The organism is Stenotrophomonas sp. ZAC14D2_NAIMI4_7 (assembly GCF_003086675.1).
Taxonomy (GTDB): Bacteria; Pseudomonadota; Gammaproteobacteria; order Xanthomonadales; family Xanthomonadaceae; genus Stenotrophomonas.
In genome coordinates this window covers 1917202-1942638 of sequence record NZ_CP025995.1, presented here as the reverse complement: position 1 = coordinate 1942638, position 25437 = coordinate 1917202, and the positions used below count along the sequence as shown (strand labels likewise).

Genomic DNA, 25437 nt, shown 5'->3' with positions numbered 1-25437 from the left:
CCACCGCATGTATTCGCTTGCCCGCCCCTTCCTGTTCTCGCTCGACGCCGAGCGCGCCCACGGCCTCGGCCTGTCCGCCCTGGACCTGGCCTACCGCACCGGCACCACGCCGCTGCTGGCCGCACGCATCGCGCCGATGCCCAGCACGGTGTTCGGGCTGACCTTCCCCAATCCGGTCGGCCTGGCCGCCGGCCTGGACAAGAATGGCGAGCACATCGATGCGCTGTTCGCGCTCGGCTTTGGTTTCGTGGAAATCGGCACCATCACCCCGCGCCCGCAGGAAGGCAATCCGAAGCCGCGCCTGTTCCGCCTGCCCGCGCACAGCGCCATCATCAACCGCATGGGCTTCAACAATGCCGGCGTGGATGCGCTGGTGCGCAACGTGGAACGCGCGCGTGACCGCCGTGGCCTGCTCGGCATCAACATCGGCAAGAACAAGGACACTCCCAACGAACAGGCCGTGGACGATTACATCGCCTGCCTGGACAAGGTGTATCCGCTGGCCGACTACATCACGGTGAACATTTCTTCGCCCAACACCGCCGGGCTGCGCGAGCTGCAGGAAGAAACCGCGCTGCGCCAACTGGTGGCACAGCTGCGCGACCGCCAGGAAGCGCTGGCCGCGCAGCATGGCCGCCGCGTGCCGATGCTGGTGAAGGTGGCGCCGGACTTGAGCGAGCGCGATATCGATGCCGCCGCGCGCGTGCTGGGCGAACTGCAGGTGGACGGGGTAATCGCCACCAACACCACCATCGACCGCAGCCGCGTGGCCGGCGATCCGCTGGCCAACGAGGCTGGCGGCCTGTCCGGTGCGCCGGTGCTGGACCAGTCCACCCTGGTGCTGCGCCGCCTGCGCGCGCGCCTGCCCGAATCCATTCCGCTGGTCGGCGTGGGTGGCATCCTGTCCGGCGCCGATGCGGTGGCCAAGATGGCCGCCGGTGCGTCGCTGGTGCAGTGCTACAGCGGCCTGATCTACAAGGGCCCGGCCCTGGTGGCCGACTGCGTGGAAGCGATCCGTCGCCGCCGCGAGGCGCCCAGCCGTGGCGCGGTGGCACCGCTGTGAGCACCGCCCCCTTGCGCTGGACCCTGACCGAAAACGCGCCGCTGCAGGCGCTGAACACCTTCCATGTGCAGGCCACGGCAGCGCAGCTGCTGGAACTGCACGACCCGGCCCTGCTGCCCGACGTGCTGGCCCTGCCCAGCGTTGCCGCCGGCCCGCTGCTGGTGCTGGGCAGTGGCAGCAACGTGCTGATCGCCGACAATCTGCCCGGCACCGTGCTGGTGTTCGGCAACCGCGATATCAGCTTCCTGGAACACCGCGCAGACCACGCGGTCATCCGCGCCGGTGCCGGTGTGCCCTGGCACGGCCTGGTGATGTGGTCGCTGCAGAATGGCTTGTCCGGGCTGGAAAACCTGGCGCTGATTCCCGGCACCGCAGGTGCCGCGCCGATCCAGAACATCGGCGCCTACGGCGCGCAGGTGGGCGAATTCATCCAGGCCGTTGAAGCCTGGGATTGCCAGGACCAGGCATGGGTACGGCTGGACAACGAACAGTGTGGCTTCGGCTACCGCGACAGCGTGTTCAAGCAGCAGGCCGACCGCTACCTGATCACCGCCATCGAACTGAAGCTGCCGCTGCTGCACGACCTGCGCATGGATTACGCCGGCATCCGCGAGGAACTGCAGGCACAGGGCGTGGAACTGCCCAGCGCAGTGGACGTGGCCAACGCGGTCATCGCCATCCGCCGCCGCAAGCTGCCCGACCCCGATGTGCTGGGCAATGCCGGCAGCTTCTTCAAGAACCCGGTGCTGCCGCTGGAACAGACCGAGGTACTGCTGCAGCACTTCCCCGAGCTTCCGGTATTCCCGGCCGAGCGCGAGGACCAGCGCAAGGTGTCGGCGGCGTGGATGATCGACGCCTGCGGCTGGAAGGGCTTCCGCGAAGGCGATGCCGGCGTGGCCGCCAGCCATGCACTGGTGCTGGTGAACCACGGCAATGCCAGCGGTGCAGAACTGCTGGCCCTGGCCCGGCGCATTTCCGCGTCGGTGCTGGAAAAGTTCGGCGTGCCCATTGAACCGGAACCGCGCCTGCTCGGCGCCCAGTGGTGAACACCGCCGTGCAGGGCCCGGCCGCCGCCCCGTTGCGGGCGGCACTGCTGATGCTGGGCAGCACCCTGGCGTTCGGGCTGATGGCGGTGGCAATCCGCTACGCCACCCGCTACGTGCCCACCCAGGAAGTAGCCTTCTTCCGTAATGCCTTCGGCCTGCTGGCGCTGCTGCCCATGCTGCTGCGCCCGGGCCGTGCGCCGCTGAAAACCCAGCAGCTGCCGCGCTACTTCGTGCGCAGCGCCATCGGCCTGGCCTCGATGCTGTGCGCGTTCTGGGCGCTGGGCCATCTGCCGCTGGCGCAGGCAGTATCGCTGTCCTATTCCACGCCGCTGTTCGTCACCATTGCCGCGGTGCTGTGGCTGGGCGAGATCGTGCGCGTGCGTCGTTGGGCGGCAGTGGTGATCGGCTTCATCGGCGTGCTGGTGATCGTGCGGCCCGGCACCGCCGGCTTTTCCGCGGGCAGCCTGGTGGCCGTGGCCGCCGCACTGCTCAGCTCGCTGGTGGCGATCCAGATCAAGCAGCTCACCCGCGTGGACAGCGCCGATACGGTGGTGCTCTACACCTACGTGTTCTGGGTGCCGCTTTCGCTGGTCCCGGCGTTGTTCGTCTGGGTGTGGCCCACTGGCATGGCCTGGGTGTGGCTGGTGGCCACCGGCGTGATGGGCACCGTGGGCCAGCTGCTGTGGACCCGCGCGCTACGCCTGGGCGAGGTCTCCGCACTGACCCCGATCAGCTTCCTGCAGCTACCGCTGGTGACCCTGTTCGGCTGGCTGCTGTTTGGCGAAACCATCGACCGCTGGACCCTGATCGGCGCCGGCATCATCCTGGCCGCCAACGCCTACATCGCCCACCGCGAAGCCGTACTGGCCCGCCGCGCGCGCACCACCGCCCCGTAGAGTCGAGCCATGCTCGACTGCTCTTTGTAGAGTCGAGCCATGCTCGACTGCATTGCCGAACGCAGTCGAGCATGGCTCGACTCTACAGAACACAGCACGCCACCCGGTACGCGCGCTCGGCCGCATCCACTACATTCCCCGGCGCGAACTGCTCGCCCAGGAAATGCAGCGCCTGCCGCCGCTGCTGCACCGCACGTCCCTGCGCCTGCGCCCCCAGCAGCATCTGCTGGAACTCGATCAGATCCTGCAGCACGCGCACATGTCGGTACCAGGCAATCCATCGCGCATCGCCCAGGTCTTCCCCATAGCCTTCCACGAAACCCTGCGGGCGCTCACGCCCCCAGCGCCCGCCCACCGCGCCGCCCACGAACATCAGATCGCGTTCGCGCGGGGCCAGCGCCAGCCCATCCCAGTCGATCAGATGCAGCCGGCCCGCCGTATCCATCAACAGATTGCCGGCATGCAGATCGGTATGGCACACCCGCAGTTCTGCGCGTTGGTCCTGCAGGCCCTGCTGAAGTTCCTCGGCGCGTGCATGCAGCTGCGCAATGCGCGCACGCTGTTGCTGCCACAGCGCCAGGAACGCCTCCCCCCAACGGTCCGTGGCGGTTGGCAGCGCACCGGGCTGCTGCAGCCACTGCCCCACCGTCAGCAGCGCGTCGGTATCCAGCGCAACCTGCGGCAGCGCGCTCGCCATCGCCTCCGGCAGCCGCGCCTGGTGCAGGCAACGCAGCACGCGGCCCAGCTGCTGCCACTGCGCCGAACTCAGCGGCGCCTCGAAACCCGATTGCCCTTCAATATAGGGAAACAGCGTGAACTGCAGGCCCCAGCGCTGCGCCGACGCGGCACCGGCCAGGGTCGGCCACGGCGCCACGATTTCCTCGATGCCCAGCGTGCCACGCAACCAGTGCAGGCTGTCCCACACCGCCGGGTTCACCTGGTAGCGGCGGCACTTCAGCCACCACTGCGCGTTGCGCGCATCAATGCGGTACACCGCCGCATGGGCATCGGCGCCCACCGCGCGCGACACCACCGCCGTGGGCGTGATGCCATAGGACTGCTGCAGGACTTCCCCGATCTGCGGCGCCGTTGCAAGTGACATGAACACCAGACTGCGTGGAGGGCAAACCCACTATCGCAGACACGCTTTACAGCGCGCAGGCAGACCGGTCACATCTTTGGCCAGCTGCGACAAAACAGCGCAGCGTCACGTCACGTCGCGTAGTGCCCCAGGAACATCGCCACGGCCGATTCGGCCACCCGCGTGCGCTCGGCTGCGGCCAGCGGCGGCTGCCCCAGCGTCACCTGCGGCCAGAATGCAAAACCCTTCACCAGGCCCTGCAACTGCTGGTCGGCGAATTCCGGATCGACCTCGCGCAAGCGACCATCGGCCACCGCAGCGCGTACCCAAGCACTCACCCCGCCCTCTTTTTCACCCATGCGGCAGACGATCGCCTGCGCGCGATCGGGCGAATGGATGATCTCGGCCATCGCCACCCGTGCCAGGTCGATGAAGTTGGGGTCGCCCAGCAGCTCCAGCTTTTTCGCCAGCAACTGCAGCAACTGCGCCTGCAGCGGCTGGTCGGCGCGGTAGGGCACGTCCACGCTGGCCACGCTGCTTTCCCACAGCTCCTCCAGGATGAGCGCGAACAACGCTTCCTTGCTGGGGAAATGGTTGTAGACCGTGCGCTTGGAAACACCGGCCACCTCCGCGATGCCGTCCATGCTGGTCGCTTCGTAGCCCGCCGCGCGGAATTCTTCCACCGCCGCGCGCACGATGGCTTCGCGTTTGCGGTCGGTCAGGCGTTGCGGGGCACGGGGCATGGCAGTACCAGGAATCTGAACGGACGCCGCCATTTTACACCAGCCAGTGTACTTTTCTGACATCGGAAACTACACTGTGCAGTGTACCCAGCGGACGTCCCCTATGAAGCGCCTGCTCCTTGTCCTCCTGCTTGGAACCCTTGCCGTGACCGCCTATACGTTCTGCAGATCCTGGTCCCTGCCCGACTTCCCCGACTCGCCGCAGTACCGCGACGGCAAGTTCCGTAATGTCCTGCCGAAGCCGGCCATGGGCCTGCGTGACGGTCTGGAAATCTGGTGGACCTTCCTGTTCAACAAGCCCAAGGGCACCGTGCCCACGCAGCCCATTCCGGTGCAGCCGCTGGACCGCGCCACGCTGGACGGCGCGCCTGATCGCAGCCTGTTCCGCCTGGGCCACTCCACCCTGCTGCTGAAGCTGCGCGGCCAGTACTGGCTGACCGACCCGGTATTCTCCGAACGCGCCTCGCCGGTGCAGTGGATGGGCCCGGCACGCTTCCACGCACCGCCCATCAGCATCGACGAACTGCCGCCCATCGCCGGCGTCATCCTGTCGCACAACCACTACGACCACCTGGACCATGCCGCAGTGCTGGCGCTCGCCGGCAAGACCACGCGCTTCATCGCGCCGCTGGGCGTGGGCGACCAGCTGATCGCCTGGGGCATCGATGCGGCCAAGGTGGAACAACTGGACTGGTGGCAGAGCACCAGCGCTGGCGGCCTGCGCCTGACCGCCACCCCGGGCCAGCACTTTTCCGGTCGTGGCCTGGGCGACAGCGATCGCAGCCTGTGGGCGTCGTGGGTCATCCAGGATGACGACTTCCGCATCTTCTTCAGCGGCGACACCGGATACTTCGATGGCTTCAAGGCCATTGGCGAAAAGTACGGCCCGTTCGATCTGACCATGATCGAAACCGGCGCCTACGACGAACGCTGGGCCTTCGTACACATGCAGCCCGAACAGACCCTGCAGGCGCACCTGGATCTGCGCGGCAAGTGGCTGCTGCCGATCCACAACGGCACCTTCGACCTGGCCCTGCACGACTGGCAGCAACCGTTCGAACGCATCACCGCCCTGGCCGCCGCCAACAACGTCCCCGTCGCCACCCCGATCATGGGCGAAGTCCTGGACATGCAGGCCCCCACGCCCGGCACCCGCTGGTGGGAATCCCCCCGATAACCCGCGCCGGTAGGTGCCAACCTTGGTTGGCACGCCTTCCCCCCGCCATGCCCGCCCACATACTGCGATGCGTCATGTAACCGCTTACATCCCTTGCTAGCGTAGCCCTGCCCGTTCCCGGGCCGTGCTCATGTGAGGCCTTCGCAATGACGCTCTGCGCCGACCACTGCACCACTCCCCCACCGCCCCGGCGCCTCGCCCAGGCACTGCTGCTGCCCACCCTCGCACTGGCGGCAGCGGTCAGCGCACAGAACCTGCCACCGCGCGCGCATTGGCAGGCCAGCGCTTCATCGCAGCAGGTGCCAGCGATGGCGATCAGCCACCTGATCGACAACGATCCGAAGACGGTGACCGGTGGAGCGTTCAGCCCCGGCCATTGGTTCCAGATCGATCTGGGTAAACCGGCAATGCTGGCAGGCGCGCGCCTCACCTGGGATGTCTCCAACCCCGAAGCCTATTCGCTGCAGACCTCGCTCGATGGCACGCAGTGGCAGACGGCCTACGTCATGGCCGATTCGCTGGGCGGCATCGAGACCCTGTACTTCGCGCCGCGCCAGGCCCGCTACCTGCGCCTGGCCAGCCCGCAGCGCACGTCCGACTGGGGTGTGTCCATCTTCGAAATGGAACCGCTCGACACCGCGCTCAGCGCACGGGTAGCCGGTCTGAATGCCACCCAGACCGCTGCGCTGTGGCAGGGCGGCGACACGGTGGCCCTACCCACTGGCAAGGATGGCAGCCACACGCTCGAGATCATCCTGCCCCGCGCGCAGCCCAGCACCGGGCTGGCGGTGGACTGGGCCAGCGTGCACGGCGGCGCACGGCTGCAGGCACAGGACGCGCAAGGTCGTTGGCACGAGCTGGCGCGCGATGCGCAGGCCGCCACGCAGCAGCAGAGTTGGCTGGCAGCCGATGCACCGCTCGACCTGCAGGCACTGCGGCTGACCGTGCAAGGTGATGCACCGCAGATCAAACGCATCCGCCTGCTCGGCCCGAAGGCCGTGATGACACCGATGAAGCGCTACCAGATCGCTGCCAGCGGCGCGCAGCGCGCATTGTTCCCTGCCTCGCTGCACATGCAGCAGACGTACTGGACGGCAGTGGGCGTGCACGCGGGCCGGCAGAAATCCATCTTCGACGAATACGGCAACATCGAGGCCTACAAGGGCGCGCCGCTGGTTCAACCGATCTGGCGCAGCGCCGATGGTCGCGCCGCCGGTGCTGCCGGACACCCCGTGCAGCACGCCCTTCGCGATGGCTGGAAGCCAATGCCATCGGCCACCTGGTCGCCGCAGCCGGAGCTGGAACTGCGCAGCGAGGCCTTCGCCATCGAGCGCGACGGTCAGCCAATCACCTTCGTGCGCCATCGCCTGCACAACACTGGCACCACTGCGGTCGAAGGCACGCTGACCCTCGCGGTGCGACCGATGCAGATGAACCCGCCGTGGCAGAACGGCGGGCTGTCGCCGATCCGCGAGGTGGCCGTTGCAGGCAACGCCGTACACGTGAACGGCCGCACCTTGCTGCACTCACTCACCGCAGTCGACGCTGCAGGCAGCGCACCGTTCGGCAACGAGGGCGACACCGAGATCACCGCAGCCATCGCCAGCGGACAACTGCCCGCAGCGAAACAGGCCAGCGATGCCGACGGCCTGGCCGCGGCGGCGCTGAGCTATCGCATCAGCCTGGCCCCCGGTGCCAGCGAAGCCGTCGTGGTGGCCTTCCCGCTGGGCACCGCCAACGCTGATGCCAATGGCGTGCTGCCGCAGGCAGCGCCCCTGGACCTGGCATCGCTGCCACGCGACGGCGACACGGCCTTCGACACGCTTGCCACCCGCGCCTCCGCCGATTGGCAGGCACGGCTGGGCCAGGTGGGCCTGCGCCTGCCGGATCCTTCGCTGGTGGACATGCTGCGCGCACAGGCCGCCTACATGCTGATCAACCAGACAGGCCCGGCCATGCAGCCCGGCCCACGCAACTACAACCGTTCCTTCATCCGCGATGGCATGGCGACCTCGGCCGTGCTGCTGCGCATGGGCGAAGCCAAGGTCGCGCGCGACTACCTGGCCTGGTACAGCGAACACGGCGTGCATGACAACGGCCTGGTGTCCCCCATCCTCAACGACGATGGCAGCGTGAACACCGGCTTCGGCTCGGACATCGAGTACGACAGCCAGGGCCAGTACATCACCCTGGTGGCCGATGTCGCACGGCTGGATGGCGGGCCGGAAAGCGTGCGCGCCTATCTGCCCAAGGTAAAGGCCGCGCTGCGCTTCCTGCAGGAACTGCGCGAACGCACGCTGGTGCCGGGCTACATGGCCAACCAACCGTCGCCGGAGCGCTTCGCCGGCATTCTTGCCCCGTCGATCAGCCACGAAGGCTACCCCTCACCCACCCACAGCTACTGGGACGACTACTGGGGCCTGAAGGGCTGGCATGACGGCGCGTGGTTGGCCGAATCGCTGGGCGACCACGAAACCGCAACGTGGGCGCGCGAACAATACAAGGCGCTGTATGACGCCCTGCATGCCTCGATCCGCGCGACCATGGCATGGAAGGGCATCGACTTCATTCCGTCCTCGGCAGACCTTGGCGACGGCGACCCGACCGGTGTGTCGATCGCACTGGACCCCACCGGCGCGCAGAGCGTGCTGCCCGCCGAGGCCCTGCGCACCACCTTCGCCCGCTATCTGGACGATGTGCGCAAGCGCAACCAGCCCGGCGCGCTGTATGCCTATACACCGTACGAAATCCGCAACGTGCTGAGCTACGTCCACCTGGGCCAACCCGAAGCAGCCGACGAACTGCTGCAGGGCCTGCTGCACGATCGCCGGCCGCTGCAGTGGCAGGTGCTGGCAGAAGTGGTGCATTCACGGCTGCGCTTCCCACGCTACCTGGGCGACATGCCGCACACCTGGATCGGCGCCGAATACGGCCGCACCCTGTTCGGCATGCTGATGCGCGAAGACGACGACGCGTTGTCGCTGCTGCCGGGGGCGCCCTCTTCCTGGGTAGCGGGTGAAGGCCTGGCCGTGGACCGCCTGCCCACCGCCTACGGCACCCTGCAGCTGCAGGCCCGCCAGCGCGATGGCCACCTGACCGTGTCGCTGGGCAAAGGACTGCGCAAGGGCACGCCCGTACGCGTGTGGTGGCCCAGCCGCACCGCGCCAAAGGAAGTGCGCGTGGACGGCCGGCCGGTCAGTGACTTCAATGCCGAAGGTGTGCGTCTGGCGAGACCCTTCAAGACGCTTGAGGCGCGTTGGCCGTGACCCGGGTGGGTGCCAGCCTTGGTTGGCACGCCCCGCCTTGGTAGGTGCCAACCTTGGTTGGCACGTCCTGCGTCGACCAAGGTCGACGCCTACCAAAGCACAGTCCCCTCGCTTTCGCGCACTGCGCCGACCAAGGTCGACGCCTACCAAAGCACAGACCGCGCCTGCGTCAGAACCCGGGCAGCCCCGGCGGGTTGGTCTGCGACTGCGGCACGGCTTCCTCAGCCAGGTTCCAGCGCCGCAGCGCCTGCGCATACGTGCCGCTTTCAATCTGCGTATTCAACGCCTGGGTGATCGCATCGGCCAGCCCACTGCCCTTGCGCGTGGTTGCTGAAATCGCCGCCGAATCCGGCCAGCCGCCGGGGAACAGCCCTACTCGCCGCACCTTGCCATCGCGCGCCGAATAGGCACCGGTCGCATTCGGTTCAAACGACACATCGGCGCGCCCGGTAATCACCGCCAGCCGGCCCACCACCGCATCATCGAAGTACTGGTACTCCACCGGCTTCAAACCCGCGGCAATATTCTGCTGGTCCCAGTGCCGCAGAATCTGGTCCTGGTTGGTGCTGGCGCCCACTACCACTTTCAGCCCCGCCACATCGGCAGGCTTCTCGATCTTCTGGATCGGCCCGTCAATGCGTGTGTAGATGCCCAACAGATCAAACCGGTAGCTGGAAAAATCGAACTTCTTCTTGCGCTCTTCGGTCACCGTCACGTTCGACAGCACCGCATCGTACTTGCCCGATTCCAGCCCCAGCGGCCAGTCGGCCCACGCCACCGGCACCAGCACCAGCTTCAGGCCCAGGCCGTCGGCAATCAGCTGTGCGATGTCCGGCTCCACGCCAACCACCCGTTTGCTGTCGGCACCGTAGTCGGCCAACGGCAGCTGCGCCGGGTGGGTGGCCACGGTCAGCACGCCCGGGGTCACGAAACGGTAGCCGGGCGGCAGCAGTGCCTGCGCCTTGGGGTCCGGCGTGCCGCGCAGCACCGGCGCGTCGGCACCGGCCAAGGTAACGCTTGCGGCCGGCACAGGCGCCGGTGCCTGGCGCACGCGCGAATAGACAATGCCGGCAATGCCGATCACCAGCACACCTACAACCAACAGCGTGCTGCGCGAAGGACGACGGTGTGATGCAGGGCTCATGGGTTCACTCGAAAGGGTTACAGGGTCTTGGCCAGGAAATCGGCAGTGCGTTGCTGGCGCGGGCGCTCGAAAAGTGCCTCGGGCGTGCCCTGCTCGATCACCCGGCCCTGGTCCATCATCACCACGTGGTCGGCCACGCGGCGGGCAAAGGCCAGTTCATGGGTCACGATCACCAGGGTGGTCCCCGAGCGCGCCAGTTCTTCGATCACGCTCAGCACTTCGGCCACCAGCTCCGGGTCCAGCGCCGAAGTCGGTTCATCGAACAGCAGCACCTTCGGCTGCAGCGCCAGCGCGCGCGCAATCGCAATGCGCTGCTGCTGGCCGCCGGACAACTGCCGGGGGAATGCATCGGCCTTGTCGGCCAGCCCCACCCGCTGCAGCAGCGCACGCGCCTGCTGCTCGGCCTGCACGCGCGGCACGCCGCGCACCGCGATCGGCGCTTCCATGATGTTCTCCAGCGCGGTCAGGTGCGGGAACAGGTTGAAGCCCTGGAACACCATGCCCACCTCGGCGCGGCGGCGACGGATCTCCCGTTCGGGCAGTTCGTACAAGGTGTCACCCTCGCGGCGGTAGCCGATCAGCTGCCCGGCCACGCTCACATAGCCGCTGTCGGCGCGCTCCAGATGGTTGATCAGCCGCAGCAACGTGGATTTGCCTGCACCCGAGGGACCGATCAGCACCGTCACGCTGCCCGCGCGCAGGTCCAGGCTCACATCGTCCAGCACCACCTGCTCGTCGAACACCTTGCCCACGCCGTGCAGGGTCACTGCCGCGCCCTGCCCGGCTTCCACCGGCACGGCCACGCGTGGGCGATCACTACCGCCGGGCGCGGCAGCGCGCGCACGCGGCACCGAAGACACCCGCGAAATGCTGCGCTCGCGCTGCAACTGGCCACGCGCAAAGCGCTGCTCCACCCGCCGCTGCAGCAACGACAGCACGGTCAGGATCACCAGATACCAGACCGTGGCCACCATCAGCAGCGGCACCACTTCCAGGTTGCGGCGATAGATCACCTGCACGGTGTAGAACAGCTCGGGCAGCGCCAGTACGTACACCACCGAGGTGCTCTTGGCCAGCCCGATCACATCGTTGAAGGCCGCCGGCAGGATCGAGCGCATTGCCTGCGGCAGGATGATGCGGCGCACCTGGCGCCCGCGCGGCAGGCCCAGTGCGGCCGCCGCTTCATACTGGCCATGGTCCACCGACAGAATGCCGCCACGGATCACCTCGGCCGAAAACGCTGCCTGGTTCAAGGTCAGGCCCAGCACCGCCGCGGTGAACACCCCGATCAACTGCGTGGTCGGGTACGAGAACAGGCTGATGCCGGTGAACGGCACCCCCAGTTCAATGGTGCTGTACAGGTAACCCAGGTTGTTCAGCAGCAGCAACAGCACCAGCAGCGGAATCGAGCGGAACAGCCACACATAGCCCCACGACACCGCTGCCAGCAGCGGCGAGCCGGATACCCGCGCCAGCGCCAGCAGCGTGCCCAGCGCAAAGCCCAACCCGGTGCCCAGTGCGGTCAGCAGCAGCGTGCGCCCCAGTCCTTCCAACACCGGCTTGGCGAAGAACCATTCGGCGAACGTGCCCCAGCCCCAGCGCGGGTTGCCCAGCACAGACTGCAGGCCGATCAGGATCAGCGCCAACGCCAGCAGCGTGCCCACAACCTGCAGCGGGTGCCGCGCCGGCACGATCTTCAATGCCGGTGCGGCCGCAGGGCGGGTGGCCAGTCCTTCCAGCGCGGTCGAAGGCGTGCTCATGCATGCACCTCCTGGCGGGCGGCAACCACCGCGCCTGCACTTGGCTGCGGCGCGCGCAACCACTTTTCGAACGGCAGATGCGCAATGGTTTCCGGGTCGGCGTGCAGGTCGAACAGCGCCGTGTAACCGTGGCTCAGGTACAGACCCACGGCCTCGGGCTGGCGGAAGCCGGTGGTCAGGAACACGCGCCGGTAGCCCTGGCGTGCGGCCTGCTCTTCCAGCTCCTGCAGCACCCGCCGCGCGATGCCCTGGCGGCGCAGCCCGGGCAGCGTCCAGATGCGCTTGAACTCGGCGGTGTCGGCATCGCGGTGCGGCATGAAGGCGCCACCGGAAATGGCCACACCATCGCGCAGCAGCAGCACGAAGGCGCCCACCGGCGCGGCAAACGCCTGCGCGGGGTAGCGCTGCAGTTCCTCGCGGGCACTGCCGCCAATGCGCCGCCGCACATCGGCGTAGCGGCTGTCGTACTCCTGTTCCAACCCATCGAACAGCGGCCGTGCCAGCGGATCGTCCACGCCGGTGTACAGGAAGCGCTCGTTCTCGTAGACCGTGCTCATGCCGCCTCCTCCACCAGATAGTGCTCGGCGAGCCGCGCCCACAGGCTGGCGGCCGGCGCAATGGCTGCATCGTTGAAGACGTAGCGCGGGCTGTGCAGGGAAGCGCTGTCACCGTTGCCGACGAAGACGAAGCTGCCCGGCCGCGCCTGCAGCAGGAAGGCGAAATCCTCACTGGCCGTGCGCGGTGCGAAGTCGGCCACCACCTGCTCGCGGCCAAACGCCCGCACCGCAAGATCACGCACCAGCGCGGTCTGCTCGGCGTGGTTGATCACGCTGGGGAAGCCACGTGGGAAGGAAATCTCCGCGCGCGCGCCAAATGCCGAAGCGGTCTGCTCGGCAATCTCGATCACCCGCCGCCGCAGGGTGTCACGCACCTCCGGCAGGTAGGCGCGCACGGTCAGGGTCAGTTCCACCGCATCGGGAATCACGTTGGCCGCCTGGCCACCGTGGATCGAGCCCACCGTCACCACGCCCATCTGCCGCGGGTCGACATTACGCGACACCACGCTCTGCAGCGCGGTCACGATATGCGCTGCGGCCAGGATCGGGTCCACGCTGCCCTGCGGCTCGGCGCCATGGCCGCCCTTGCCGATCACCTTCAGCCGCGCCCAATCCACCGATGCCATCGCCGGGCCATCCACGAAACCGAAATGCCCCACCGGCACGCCCGGCCAGTTGTGCAGCCCGTAGATCGCATCCACCGGAAAGCGCTCGAACAGACCGTCGTCGATCATCTTCGATGCGCCCGAACCGGTCTCTTCGGCCGGCTGGAACACCAGGTGCAGGGTGCCGCTGAACCGGCCGTGGTGGGCCAGGTAATGCGCCGCCGACAGCAGGATGGCGGTGTGGCCATCGTGGCCGCAGGCATGCATCAGGCCTTCGTTCTGGCTGGCATACGCCAGCCCGGAATCCTCGGCGATCGGCAACGCATCCATGTCCGCGCGCAGGCCCAGCCGGCGCGTGCCGTTGCCACGCTGCAGCGTACCAACCACACCGGTGCCGCCCACGCCGGTGGTCACCGCATAGCCCCAGTGCTGCAGCAGTTCGGCCACGCGGGCGCTGGTGCGGTGTTCCTCGAACGCCAGTTCCGGGTGGCGATGCAGATCATGGCGGATCGCGATGGCCTCGGCAGCGCGCGCCGCGATCTCCGGCAGCACGCCGGTCGGTGCGGAAATCTGCCGGGCATGGCCCGGCGCTACCGAAATGTCTCCGCTCATCGCCTTACCCCACCTTCCGCGCTGGCGCGGTATCGACCGCATGGCGGCTGGCCTTGTACGGCAGCCCCAGGTTGTCACGCAGGGTCTGCCCCTGCAGCTCACGCTGGTGGTAACCCCGCGCCTGCAGGATCGGCAGCACCAGGTTCACGAAGTCATCCAGCCCCTCGCGCTGCGCGGCAAAGCCCAGGATGAAGCCATCACTGGCACCGGCATCGAACCAGCGGATCAGTTCGCCGGCCACCTGTTCGGGCGTACCGATGAAGTTCGGCCGCGGGCTCACCGCCTGCAGCGCCACCTGGCGCAGGGTCAGGCCCTGCGTGCGCGCATCCTGCTTGATGCGGTCGGTGGTGGAGCGGAACGAATTGCTGCCCACCTCTCCCAGCTCCGGGAACGGCGCATCCGGATCGTACTGGCTGAAATCGTGGTGGTCGAAGAAGCGCCCCAGGTAGGCCAGCGCATCGTCCAGGCCCGCCAGTGCGGCAATGGCCTGGTACTTGGCCTCGGCCTCTTCGGCGGTGCGCCCGACGATCGGGCCGATGCCGGGGAAGATCTTCACGTCCGCCGCGCTGCGGCCATGGGCAATCGCCGAATTCTTCACCTTCTGGGTGAAGGCGCGGGTTTCCTCCAGCGAAGGCGAATGGGTGAACACCGCGTCGGCATACTTGCCCGCCAGTGCAATGCCATCGTCGGAAGAGCCGGCCTGGAAGATCACCGGCTGGCCCTGCGGCGAGCGCTGGATGTTCAGCGGACCCTCTACCTGGAAGAAGCGCCCCTTGTGGTCCAGGCGGCGGAACTTCTCCGGTGCGAAGAACACGCCACTGTCGCGCTCGCGCACGAAGGCATCGTCATCCCAGGAATCCCACAGCCCCTGCACCACTTCCAGATACTCATCGGCAATCTGGTAGCGCAGTCCATGTTCCGGGTGCGGGCGGCCGTAGTTGCGGCCCGACCCTTCCAGCGGCGAGGTCACCACGTTCCATCCCGCGCGGCCGCCACTGAGCAGATCCAGCGAGGCGAACTGGCGCGCCACCGTGAATGGATCGCTGTACGAGGTGGACAACGTCCCCGCCAGACCGATCTTCTTCGTCGCCGTGGCCAGCGCGGACAGCAACGAAATCGGCTCGAAGCGGTTGAGGAAGTGCGGAATGGACTTCTCGTTGATGTACAGGCCATCGGCCACGAAGCCGAAGGCGATGCCGTTGTCTTCGGCGGTACGCGCAATGTCGATGTAGAACTGCAGATTCACGCTGGCATCGGCCGGGTTCGATGCGTGCTTCCACGCATGCATGTGGCTGCCTGGGCCCTGCAGCATGATGCCGAACGGAATGGGGCGCGGGGTCGTGCTCATGGGGGAATCTCCTGCAGGTCAGGCCACCGCCGCGCGCGGTGCGGGCGACAGCAGTTCAAGGGAGGTCAGGCGTGCATCCAGGTCGGCCACCGGCGCGTCCAGGATGAATTCGCCCACGCCGAAGCGGCGGTGCAGTGCGTCCAGCTCTGCGCGTACGTGTGCGGCATCGCCAGACAGCACGCTGGGGACGGTTTCCTCGATACGGAACTTGGCCACACCCACCTGGCGGGCGTACTCAGCGGCTGCTTCCGGGCTGGGCAGGTTCACCGTCTGCCCCGGCGCCAAGTGCAGCTTGTACACGCGCAGCGCGCCGATATGCCGCGCCGCCGCTTCGGCGGTGGGCGCAGCGAAGGCCACCGTGGCCAGCAATGGCGGTTGCGTGGACAGCGCGCGGTAGGCCTCGAACGCCGCTTCGATGTGCCGCGGGTCGCCGTCGAAGTGCGCCGCGTACACGAAGCGCCAACCGAGTTCGGCGGCCTGACGTGCACTGTGCGGGCTTGCGCCCAGCAGGAAACGTTCGGATGCGACCTGCGGTACCGGGCGTGCCTGCGCGTCTTCGCGGGTGCCGGCCAGATAGCCCTCCAGATCACGCAGCTGCTGGTCGAAATCGGCAAACGGCGGTCGCCCCGCCGCCAGCGCCGCAGTCGAGGCCGGCAGGCCGCCGGGGGCCTTGCCCACGCCCAGATCCACACGCCCCGGCGCAAGCGCCGCCAGCAGGTTGAAGTTCTCAGCCACCTTGTACGGCGCGTAGTGGCGCAGCATCACCCCGCCGCTGCCAATGCGGATGCGCCGCGTCTGCGCCAGCACCCAGGCCGCCAGCACTTCCGGCGCCGGGCTGGCCAGGGTGGGCGCAGCGTGGTGTTCGGCAAACCAATAGCGGTGGTAACCCAACTGCTCGGCGCGCTGCGCCAGCTGCAGGCTGTTGCGCAGCGCCTGCTCCGGCGTTGCGCCCTCTGCCACCGGGCTCTTGTCCAATACGCTTATCTGGTAGCTCATGCGCGCGTCCTCGCTCAGGGGTGGGCCACGGGAATGCCCAGCAGGGCATTCAGCGCCGCCAGGATCGGCGCGGCGCCGGACACCACCTGGCGGTCCTGGTGCGCGCCACTGGCGTGTTCGCTGTGCATGCCTTGCGGCAGCACCAGCTTGGGCAGCGACTGGTCCTGCTCACCAATCTCGGCAATCAGCTCTCGGCGCGGCCGGGCGAACCCGATCCGGCGCACGTCCAGCTGGTCATCCAGACCGTCAATGCTGGACAGCGCGCCTTCCAGCAACAGGCTGTGCCGGCAGAAGAAGCGCTGGCCGGGCAACTGGCCATCCTCGAACTGGCGATCCAGCAGGAACAGGATGGGCTTGGGGGATGCGTCTACTGCCACAGTGAAGTCCTCGTCAGATGCGGCGTGATCCTGCCGCGTCACCTTCGATGCTAGAGAGACCGAGCGCCGCCACTGCATCGGTGCGCGACAATCGGCGGTCAGATCCGGCCATGCAGATGCGTGTTGGCCATAAGCACAGTGCTGTGCGTCATGGCCATCACGGGCAATGTCAGGCAATGCGGCGCAACGCCACCGGCAGCGCCACGCCCTGCGCCGACAAATGGCCGCTGGCCCGCTCAGCGGCCAGGACAATGCGCGCCTGCAGCGCCGCGCTGTTGATCATTTCGCCATCAAAGTCGGCCGGCGTGGCATACACCCCGATCGGCAGCGTGTGCGCCTGCAGGAAACTGAACAACGGCCGCAGCTGGTGGTCGATCACCAGCGCATGTCGCTCGCTGCCGCCTGTGGCGGCCAGCAGCACCGGCGTATCCACCAGCGCCTCTAATCCGATGAAATCCACCAGGTGCTTGAACAGACCGGGATACGAGCCGCGATAGACCGGCGCAGCCACCACCAGCAGGTCAGCCGCTTCGATGGTCTGCAGCGCCTGCTCCACCGCAGGTTCGGCCTCATCGCGCGACAGCGCCTGGCCCAGCGAGCGCGCGATCGGCGCCAGCTCCACCCACTCCACCCGCGCCTGCACCCGCTGCTGCAGCGCATCCAGCAGATGCCGCGCCAGCAATGACGTACGCGATGTCGCCGACCCCGTCGGCGACCCCACCAATGCAACAACGTTCACCACAGAAGACATCACGACTCTCCTCGATCGCCATTCACCTCAAAACCGATAACCCACCCGCGCATACCACACCGCGCCCACCGTGCTCAGCACATCACCGGTATCCCAGGTGGTTTCAATGCTGGCCACGTCGGTGGCGCTGCGCGCGTACTCGGGCACCTTGCGGGTGCGCTTGTCGAACACGTTGTTCACCCCCAGCGCGGCACTCCAGCCCGCGCCCAGCTCCACCGCACCGGAAATGTTGGTCACCAGCACCGGCGGCTGCGTGTAGGCCACGCCGTTGTTCAGGCGTTTGATCGGCCCGTAGTAGGTGAAGTCCAGGTTCGAGCGCCAGCGCCCGTTCTGCCAGCCCAATCCGGCCACCTGGGTGTACTGCGGCGTGCGGTAGCGCAATGCGTATTCGCTGGAACGGGTGAGCAGGTTGATATTGGGCAGGCCCTGCAGCGCCGCCGGAATCGCACTCACTTTCTGGATGGTGGTGCGGCCCACGTTGGCCGCGTACGTCCAGCGCAGCTTGCCCCACGCCGTGTCCTGGTTTGCTTCCAGGGTCAGCTCCACGCCGCGCGTGCGGGTGTCGCCTACGTTGGTGAAGTAGCTGGCGTAGAACGCGTCGCCGGGCAGAATGCTGATACCGGCCGTGCCCAGCAGCGCATCAATGGTGTTCTTCTGCGCGGCGGTCAGCACGGTGCCGCTGTTGTCGGTGATGCGGGCCGGGTCCTGCGCGTTGTAGCCAATCTGGCTGGACTGCCCCAGCTGCCCGCGGATATCGATCTGGTACGCATCCACCGCCAGATGGAAGCCCGGGCTGGGGTCCCAGGTCACGCCCAGGCTGTAGTTGGTGGCCTTTTCCGGCTTCAGCGGCGTCGCGCCCAGCGCAACGGCGGCCGGCGAGCCGACCTGCGCCACCAGCGTGGTGCCGCATGGGCAGCTGCCAGTGGCCTGGTAGAACTGCGCACCCAGGCTGGGCGCATGGAAGCCGTTGCTGACCGTAGCGCGCACGCCCAGCGCATCGGTGAAGTCGAAGCGCGTGGTCAGCCGCCCGGTGGACACTGTGCCGAAATCAGAGTGATCTTCCCAACGCGCGGCAGCGTCCAGGTACCAGCGCGAGGTGATGTTGGTGGCCGCACCGGCATACACCGCCTTGCTGTTGCGCGTGGCCTTCACCGCATCGGCGGTGGAATAGCCCACGAACGCCGCCGCACCGAAACCGGTGTACGACTCCCACTGCCCGGCGCCGCGCTCGTACTGTTCGTGCTGGTACTCGGCGCCGGCACTCACTTCCAGCGGCGACGCAAGGGCCGCCACATCGAAGCCACGGCGCAGGTCCAGATTGGCGATACCCTGCTGGTAGTCCAGCTTGCCGTCATAGAAATCGGTGGGCGAGCCGGGATATGGCAGCGAATAGTTCACCGAATTGCGCGTATAGGTGCGCACCGTGTTGCGGTTGCCGGTCAGGCTGGCGTCGTAGTCCCAGCCCGCAAGCTGGCCCTTCGCCCCCGCCGTGCCGGTGTACTGCTTCTCCTTGGTTTCCAGCACCGGCAGGAAGCCATCGGGAAACACACTCAACACGCCCGGCGCTTTGTAGGTAGTGAAGATGGTGGCCGGCAGGCGGAAGTTCTGGATCGCCTGCGCCGTGCGGTCGCTGGCCGTGGCATTGGCATAGAACTGCGCGCTCTCGCCCAGGCCGTGGCCCACGTTCACCGCAAAGGCCTTCAGCGCGTAGGACGGCGAACTGAGGATGGTGTTGGCTTCCGCATCGCGCGTGGCCTCCGCCGGGTTCGGCGATGCACCGGCCGGCAGACGGTTGTTCGGGCGCAGCGCCACCAGGTTGCCATTGGCGTCCACTGCCGGGTAGCTCAGGTAGCCATCGATATAGCGACGGGTACGGATGGCATGGTGCTGGCGCGTGGTTTCGCCGGACAGGTTGATGAAGCCGTCCTGGCCCCAGGGCAGGCCCACGTTCGCGCGCACGCTGGTGCGGGTGCCATCACCATCGAAGCTCTGCCCGCTTTCCACCGACACATCGCCGCCGTGGGCCTGTGACTTCAGGATCACGTTGATCACACCGGTAATGGCGTCCGAACCGTAGATCGCCGACGCACCATCGCGCAGGACCTCCACATGGTCGATGGCCGACACGGGAATGAGCGCCAGGTCGGCCCAGGCATGGCCGGGGTAACCGCCCCCGTTGGCACCACTCACGTAGGCGCTGGCATTGCGGCGTTTGCCGTTCACCAGCACCAGCGTGTAGCCCGGCGACAGATTGCGCAGCTGGTAGCCGCGGATCAGGCTTTCCTGGTCGCTCTGGTAGCCACCAATCTGGCTGAGCGACGGCAGGCTGCGCTGCAGCGCTTCCAGCAGATTGGCCTGGCCGGTGGAGGCCAGGTCCTCCGCCGAGATCACATCGATGGGGGTGGAACTGTTCTTCACCGTGCGCGTGCTGGTGCGCGAACCGGTCACCACCACCGCATCCAGCGTGGACGCGGCCAGGTTGGAAGAAGTGACGCTGGCCGCGCTGGTCGGTGCATCGGCGGCGGCATCAGCGGCATGGGCAGGTGCAGCGGCCAGCGTGGCCGCAATCAGAACCGCAAGGGTATTCAGGACAGGCGTGTGGGCGGCAGGCATGGGGGCTCTTGGGGGTGGGCCGGAGACACACCTCCATTCAAGAGCCCCGGCCCGCCAGGCAACAGGCGAAATCGCGTCACCCAACCGTCATATCGCGCCAGCCACATGACCGCTGGTAATGACGTTACGCAGCCGGGGTCGGATCCCTTTCCGCAGGAAAGGGCTCTGACCCCACACGCAATCCATCCCCGACCGGGGTCGGATCCCTTTCCGCAGGAAAGGGCTCTGACCCCATACGCCATCCCACACGCCCCACCAGGGTCAGAGCCCTTCCTGCGGAAGGGATCTGACCCCTACCCCATATGCCGCCGCGGCATCACCACATGCCCGCGCATCCCTGCGCTTGCCGCCGCACCTCGCTAGCATCACCCCATGCCCAGCGAACCCGCCGCCCCCACTGTTGCCATCGTGGCCTGCCACGGCCAAGGGCTGTTCGAGTTCGGTTGCGCCGTCGGTCTGTTCGCGCCCATCCGCCCGGAACTGGGCGTGGCCTGGTACCGCACCCAGGTCTGCGCTGGCGAACCCGGTGCGCTGCGCATGCTCGGAAATGCGCAGGTGCAGTTGCCCTACACGCTCGATGCGCTGGAAGATGCCGACATCATCGTCATTCCGGGTTGGCGCGAACCCAGCGAGCGCCCACCCCAGGCGCTGCTCGATGCGCTCATCCGTGCCCACGCGCGCGGCGCACGCATCACCAGCATCTGCTCCGGCGCGTTCGTGCTGGCCTGGGCCGGCCTGCTCGATGGCCGCCAGGCCACCACGCACTGGCGGCTGACCGACACCCTCGCCCGCGAGTTCCCGCGCGTGCACGTGCGCGACGACGTGCTCTACGTTGATACCGGCGACATCATCACCTCGGCCGGTTCGGCCACCGGCATGGACATGATGCTGCACATGGTGCGCAAGGATTACGGCGCGCGCGTGGCCAACCTGGTGGCCGAGCGCCTGGTGCTGGCACCCTGGCGCGATGCCGAACGCAGCCAGCGGGTCAGCCGTGCCATTCCCAATGGCGAACCCACGCGGCTGGCCAAACTGATGGAATGGATGCGCCGCAATATCCGCGATGCACATTCGCTGGCGAGCCTGGCCGAACAGGCCGCGCTGAGCCAGCGCACCCTGCAGCGGCAGTTCCTGGAAGCCACCGGCCTGTCGCCCATCGATTGGCTCATCCGCGAGCGCGTGGCGTTTGCCCGCGAACTGCTGGAAACCACCGACCGGCCGTTGCAATGGGTGGCCGAACAGGCCGGGTTCGGGTCGCAGGAATCGTTCCGCCGACACTTCCGCGGGCTGGTGGATGCCAGCCCGACCGAGTACCGCAGCCAGCATCGTGGGGCGGTCAGTGCGGATCGGCTGGTGGGGTGCTGATTGCCGCGCTACCGGCGATGGGCGTACCCGCCCCTCAATGCGACGACACAAACACCGTCCCCTCCACCGGCGCGGGCAGCGCGAAGCTGCGCCGCATGCGTGCCACTTCGGAAGCCGGCGGTAACCCGAACAGCCGCTTGAACTCGCGGTTGAACTGCGAGGGGCTGGCATAGCCCACCGCCAGCGATGCCGCTTCGGCGGTCATCGCCTGCCGCAGCATCAGCAGCCGCGCCTGGTGCAGCCGAGTGGACTTCACGTACTGCATGGGCGACGTGCCGGTAATGCTGCGGAAATGCTCGTGGAAGGTGGCTACGCTCATTTCGGCTTCGGCGGCCAGCGCATCCACATCCAGCGCAGTGGAGTACGCGGCGTGGATATGCCGCAGCACCTTGCCAACGCGCCCGAAGCGTCCGCGCATTGCCAGCGCTTCGCGCATGGCCGCGCCCTGCGCACCGGTCAGCACGCGGAAGTACAGCTCGCGCACCAGCGATGGCCCCAGCACATCCGCTTCCAACGGGTCGGCCAAGGCTTCCAGCAGGCGCAGCACGGTGGCCTGCAGGGCGCCCTGCATCGGGCTGGCCATCATGCTCTGCGCGGGCGCTTCGCTGCTGCCCGCGCGCTCGCCCAGTTCAATCAGCAGGTCGGCGGCCAACTGCAGGTCCAGGTGCAGGTAGATCGCCAGCAGCGGCGCCTCGGCGGTGGCCTCGGTTTCCATGGTGAACGGCACCGGCACCGACACGGCCAGATAGTGCTGCGGGTCGTACTGGTAAACCTGCCCACCCAGGTAGCCGCGCTTCACGCCCTGGCAGACGATCACGATGCCCGGGTCGTACAGCACCGGCGTGCGCGCCAGTGGCCGGTCCGAGCGCAGCAGCCGCACACCCGGCAGCGCGGTCAGCGTATAGCCCTCGTCCACGGCCAGCGCCTGCAGCAGCTCCACCATGCGCGCCTGCGCCTGCGGCTGGGTCGGCTCATCGCGCGACATCGCACCCTCGTAGAAATAGGCAAGACCGGGCGAAGCTTAGGCCTGGGCGGTGCCGGGCTCAAGCACTAACGTGCAAGCTCCTTCACACGAGCCCTCCGCCATGACAGCATCCCGTCTCTTCCTCATCACCGGTGTCAGCAGCGGCTTCGGCCGTGCCCTGGCCCAGCAGGCGCTGCTTGCCGGCCACCGCGTGGTCGGCACCGTGCGCAGCGCCGCGGCGTGCAGCGACTTTGAAACCCTCGGCCCCGGCCGTGCGTTCGGGCGCCTGCTGGACGTCACCGATACGCAGGCCATCGACGCGCTGGTCAGCGCCATCGAAACCGAGATCGGCGCCATCGATGTGCTGGTCAACAACGCCGGCTACGGCCACGAAGGCATCCTGGAAGAATCCACGCTGGACGAACTGCGCCTCCAGTTCGAAGTGAACGTGTTCGGTCCCGCCGCGCTGATCAAAGCCGTGCTGCCGCATATGCGCGCGCGCCGCCGTGGCCACATCCTCAACATCACCTCCATGGGCGGCTTCATCACCATGCCCGGCATTGCGTGGTACTGCGGCAGCAAGTTCGCGCTGGAAGGCATCAGCGAAGTGCTGGGCAAGGAAGTGGCCGCGTTCGGCATTCATGTCACCGCGGTGGCGCCCGGTTCGTTCCGCACCGATTGGGCCGGCCGTTCCATGGTGCGTGCACCACGTGCAATCGACGACTACGACGCACTGTTCGACCCCATTCGCAACGCGCGCGAGGCCAAGAGCGGCCAGCAACTGGGCGATCCAGTGAAAGCCGCGCAGGCCATGCTGCAGGTGATCGACAGCGAGGCACCGCCTACGCACCTGCTGCTGGGCAGTGATGCGGTGGAACTGGTGCGCGGCAAGTTGCAGGACCTAACCACCGGCATCGCTCGATGGGAGGCAGTAAGCCTCGCCACTGACAATTAGGCCCGAGCTGAACTAGCCGAGCGCGTAGGTGTGCAAGACGTTCCAACAACCAGCGCCAATAGAAAATGGGAGAATCCGCTCTACAAGGTCAGCCATACCGCGCACCCTCCCAAATAGCGACCTAGTATGGACAACCTCACTCATTGCGCCGGCAGAAAGGCACCACCTCGACGGGCCGAGCATTCACTCCCCAGATGGCCCTATTGTTCGCGGGCCGCCGAGACCATCAGCGAGTGCCACTAAATTCAGATGCGAAACTGCACCTCACTGCAACCGACCGAATAGGCGGAGCAGAGCAATCAGAGCGACAAGCTCCGCAGTCGCCACCTATAGAAGAACCTGGTCAGATCGAAACAATATATCGACAACCTGGTCCAACTACACTCCATACCAATGGCGTCCGTCTCACCTCGTTGTTCGCTCACGAAGGCAATAGCGATAGCGCTGCCTCAGCGCCATTTAGCGCCAAATGGATTATTCTACCGCTCAACCCACGCTCCCCCCGGGAGCTGACGGCCAATGCAAGCGAAGAAAATAATCATCCAAGCATCACCACGAGCGGACCAAGTGATAATAAAAACGCTAGCCGAACTAAACAAAGCAAGAATAGATTTCTTCAAACAGAACGATCCAACTAAATTTAGCCGGATTGCACTCTCTAGGCTATTTGCAATTCATCTTCTGGAACAGGAAGGGGACGTCAGCGATGACACCCTTAAGAAACAATTCTTAGAGCAACAAGGCAACATAGCATCAAAAGAAAAGGGCGATGTATTCGAACAGATCGCAGAGCATGCACTCAACCTTCGAGCCGATCCCGACAGGGAATTCTCGATCATCGCACGGCAAGCAATCAATGACATAAGCTCCATTGACAAGCACTTGAATTACATCGACACGGAACTACAGAAGATTCAATCGATAAAGACTCAGAACGGAATCCTAAGCGCAGAGAAGAGATATTACAGAAACAAACTTGAGTATTACCGCGCCAAGAACCTAAATGCCCAGGAGGAAATAAACAAATTCCTAGCCCGGAACATCACGGCATACACGCTGGCCAGGTGTACATCCATTCAACAGCCGGTCACAACCATGTTCGCCCGTCCCGACACACCTTACCCATACGCAATCGGAAGGCTTGGCGGCGCCTTTAATTATGACGTTAGATATATCGACGAACTATCAAACAAATTTCTAGACCTCCGAGCAGGAAGTCACAATGAAATTCGAAAACTTTTCAATGAAGATGAAAGCGAATTTTTTGAATTTTCCAAGATTTATATAACAGGGAGTGAACAATATAAAGATAGCGTGCATCTGAAAATAAAAAGACTAATTGCGAGATCCCACATACTCCATAGCAGGAAAGAAGTAATAGAGCGTCTGCTCGACCATTACGCAAAAGGAGACTTACTTTCTTTCATAAGCATGGCAGCACTTCAAATCGAAGGAATATTCTCAGATATCTGTCGAGAGCTAGGCATAAGCGAGAAAGAGCTTGACCTCTCCTCGCTCAACCGGAAGCTTGAGCTCATCTCCGGAAAGATGAATTTCTTTCTGTCCTATGAATACTACGCCTTCCACTTCCCCATACTTCGAAATCACGTTGCTCATGGCGAGTTAATACATGGAAACATAGAACGAACATCCATTATGTTGATGCTGGACCTCCTTCCAGCCTGTGAACTCGCTTGCTCTCAAGAAATCCCCATTAACAAGCGCGTCACCCTAATGAAATCCATCCTCGACCATGGCCGCAACGAAGATATTCTTACCTGGGTGAGCCAGAACCAGCAACACATCCCCGACTTCTACAACAAATCAAATGAAGTGGCTCGAGTCGAAAAATTAATTGACTCCGACTCATTCTGGGCCTTCATGGAGAGCTCCCTAAAGCGAGACAGATTAGGCAAGGATTCAAACCTGATTCGAATTGCAAAGAAAATAGCCCGAAGTGGAAATTCGGAAGCTCGTGCAAAGAACTTTCTAAAATCGTCACCGCGGGTGATATCAATGGGCGACGAGGTGCGCAGAGCCAGTTTGGAATCTGCAAAGGAGCTCATCAAGAGACTTAACCAGGGGTAGGAATCCAGACACCTATCGCATCGGGGGAGG

At 65.9% G+C, this 25437-nt stretch carries 20 protein-coding genes; 8 read left to right on the top strand and 12 right to left on the bottom strand.

From position 1 onward, the window contains the following. Positions 1–7 precede the first annotated feature (7 nt). The 3 genes from C1922_RS09030 to C1922_RS09020 are packed head-to-tail and all read left to right on the top strand — an operon-like array spanning position 8 to position 3005. A complete protein-coding gene (locus C1922_RS09030) occupies positions 8–1063 on the top strand; it encodes a quinone-dependent dihydroorotate dehydrogenase (protein ID WP_108749439.1) in 1056 nt (351 codons plus the stop codon). Next, positions 1060–2109 (top strand): UDP-N-acetylmuramate dehydrogenase, encoded by a 1050-nt coding sequence (murB, locus tag C1922_RS09025; RefSeq protein WP_108749438.1) that lies wholly within the window; start codon positions 1060–1062, stop codon positions 2107–2109. The genes C1922_RS09030 and murB overlap by 4 nt, the downstream gene beginning before the upstream one ends. 32 nt (positions 2110–2141) lie before the next feature. Beyond that, positions 2142–3005 carry a DMT family transporter gene (locus C1922_RS09020; protein WP_108751543.1) on the top strand — a complete coding sequence of 288 codons (864 nt, stop codon included), beginning with the start codon at positions 2142–2144 and terminating at the stop codon, positions 3003–3005. Between the two features lie 82 nt (positions 3006–3087). On the opposite strand, the gene C1922_RS09015 is transcribed toward C1922_RS09020, so the two are convergent. Both C1922_RS09015 and C1922_RS09010 read right to left on the bottom strand, forming a co-directional pair. Then, a complete protein-coding gene (locus C1922_RS09015; RefSeq protein ID WP_108751542.1) occupies positions 3088–4107 on the bottom strand; it encodes an aminoglycoside phosphotransferase family protein in 1020 nt (339 codons plus the stop codon). 110 nt (positions 4108–4217) lie between these two features. Continuing rightward, positions 4218–4829, bottom strand: a complete 612-nt coding sequence (locus C1922_RS09010) for a TetR/AcrR family transcriptional regulator (RefSeq protein ID WP_108749437.1) — start codon at positions 4827–4829, stop codon at positions 4218–4220. A gap of 103 nt (positions 4830–4932) precedes the next feature. On the opposite strand from C1922_RS09010, the gene C1922_RS09005 reads away from it, so the two are divergent. After that, positions 4933–6006, top strand: coding sequence for an MBL fold metallo-hydrolase (locus tag C1922_RS09005; protein WP_108749436.1), 1074 nt, complete (start codon positions 4933–4935; stop codon positions 6004–6006). A 146-nt stretch (positions 6007–6152) separates the two neighbouring features. After that, the gene (locus C1922_RS09000; RefSeq protein WP_108749435.1) at positions 6153–9272 is read left to right on the top strand and encodes a discoidin domain-containing protein; all 3120 of its coding nucleotides are present in this window, start codon (positions 6153–6155) and stop codon (positions 9270–9272) included. A gap of 169 nt (positions 9273–9441) precedes the next feature. Here C1922_RS09000 and C1922_RS08995 read toward each other — a convergent pair whose 3' ends face one another. The 9 genes from C1922_RS08995 to C1922_RS08955 form a co-directional block, all read right to left on the bottom strand. Then, positions 9442–10416 (bottom strand): ABC transporter substrate-binding protein, encoded by a 975-nt coding sequence (locus C1922_RS08995; RefSeq protein ID WP_108749434.1) that lies wholly within the window; start codon positions 10414–10416, stop codon positions 9442–9444. A gap of 17 nt (positions 10417–10433) precedes the next feature. Beyond that, positions 10434–12176 (bottom strand): amino acid ABC transporter permease/ATP-binding protein, encoded by a 1743-nt coding sequence (locus C1922_RS20805; protein WP_108749433.1) that lies wholly within the window; start codon positions 12174–12176, stop codon positions 10434–10436. After that, positions 12173–12733: a GNAT family N-acetyltransferase gene (locus tag C1922_RS08985; protein ID WP_108749432.1), complete on the bottom strand. Its 561-nt coding sequence runs from the start codon at positions 12731–12733 to the stop codon at positions 12173–12175. The genes C1922_RS20805 and C1922_RS08985 overlap by 4 nt, the downstream gene beginning before the upstream one ends. Beyond that, positions 12730–13950, bottom strand: a complete 1221-nt coding sequence (locus tag C1922_RS08980; protein ID WP_108749431.1) for a M20 aminoacylase family protein — start codon at positions 13948–13950, stop codon at positions 12730–12732. The genes C1922_RS08985 and C1922_RS08980 overlap by 4 nt, the downstream gene beginning before the upstream one ends. Positions 13951–13954: 4 nt before the next feature. Continuing rightward, positions 13955–15298, bottom strand: a complete 1344-nt coding sequence (locus C1922_RS08975) for an LLM class flavin-dependent oxidoreductase (protein WP_108749430.1) — start codon at positions 15296–15298, stop codon at positions 13955–13957. Between the two features lie 18 nt (positions 15299–15316). Beyond that, positions 15317–16294, bottom strand: a complete 978-nt coding sequence (locus C1922_RS08970; RefSeq protein ID WP_108749429.1) for an MsnO8 family LLM class oxidoreductase — start codon at positions 16292–16294, stop codon at positions 15317–15319. Positions 16295–16308: 14 nt separating this feature from the next. Then, positions 16309–16671 carry a DUF3088 family protein gene (locus C1922_RS08965; RefSeq protein WP_108749428.1) on the bottom strand — a complete coding sequence of 121 codons (363 nt, stop codon included), beginning with the start codon at positions 16669–16671 and terminating at the stop codon, positions 16309–16311. A 169-nt stretch (positions 16672–16840) separates the two neighbouring features. After that, a complete protein-coding gene (gene msuE, locus C1922_RS08960; protein ID WP_108749427.1) occupies positions 16841–17422 on the bottom strand; it encodes an FMN reductase in 582 nt (193 codons plus the stop codon). Positions 17423–17449: 27 nt separating this feature from the next. Next, positions 17450–20035, bottom strand: a complete 2586-nt coding sequence (locus tag C1922_RS08955; RefSeq protein WP_108749426.1) for a TonB-dependent receptor — start codon at positions 20033–20035, stop codon at positions 17450–17452. Between the two features lie 372 nt (positions 20036–20407). Between C1922_RS08955 and ftrA the strand changes: the two genes are divergently transcribed. Further along, complete coding sequence (gene ftrA, locus C1922_RS08950) at positions 20408–21400, top strand: transcriptional regulator FtrA (protein WP_108749425.1); 993 nt, start codon at positions 20408–20410, stop codon at positions 21398–21400. 34 nt (positions 21401–21434) lie between these two features. Here ftrA and C1922_RS08945 read toward each other — a convergent pair whose 3' ends face one another. Continuing rightward, positions 21435–22385: an AraC family transcriptional regulator gene (locus C1922_RS08945; protein ID WP_108749424.1), complete on the bottom strand. Its 951-nt coding sequence runs from the start codon at positions 22383–22385 to the stop codon at positions 21435–21437. Positions 22386–22485: 100 nt separating this feature from the next. Between C1922_RS08945 and C1922_RS08940 the strand changes: the two genes are divergently transcribed. Then, entirely contained in the window at positions 22486–23319 is an 834-nt protein-coding gene (locus C1922_RS08940; protein WP_108749423.1) for an oxidoreductase, read from the top strand. Positions 23320–23838: 519 nt separating this feature from the next. After that, entirely contained in the window at positions 23839–25407 is a 1569-nt protein-coding gene (locus C1922_RS20365; RefSeq protein WP_159091904.1) for a hypothetical protein, read from the top strand. Positions 25408–25437 lie beyond the last annotated feature (30 nt).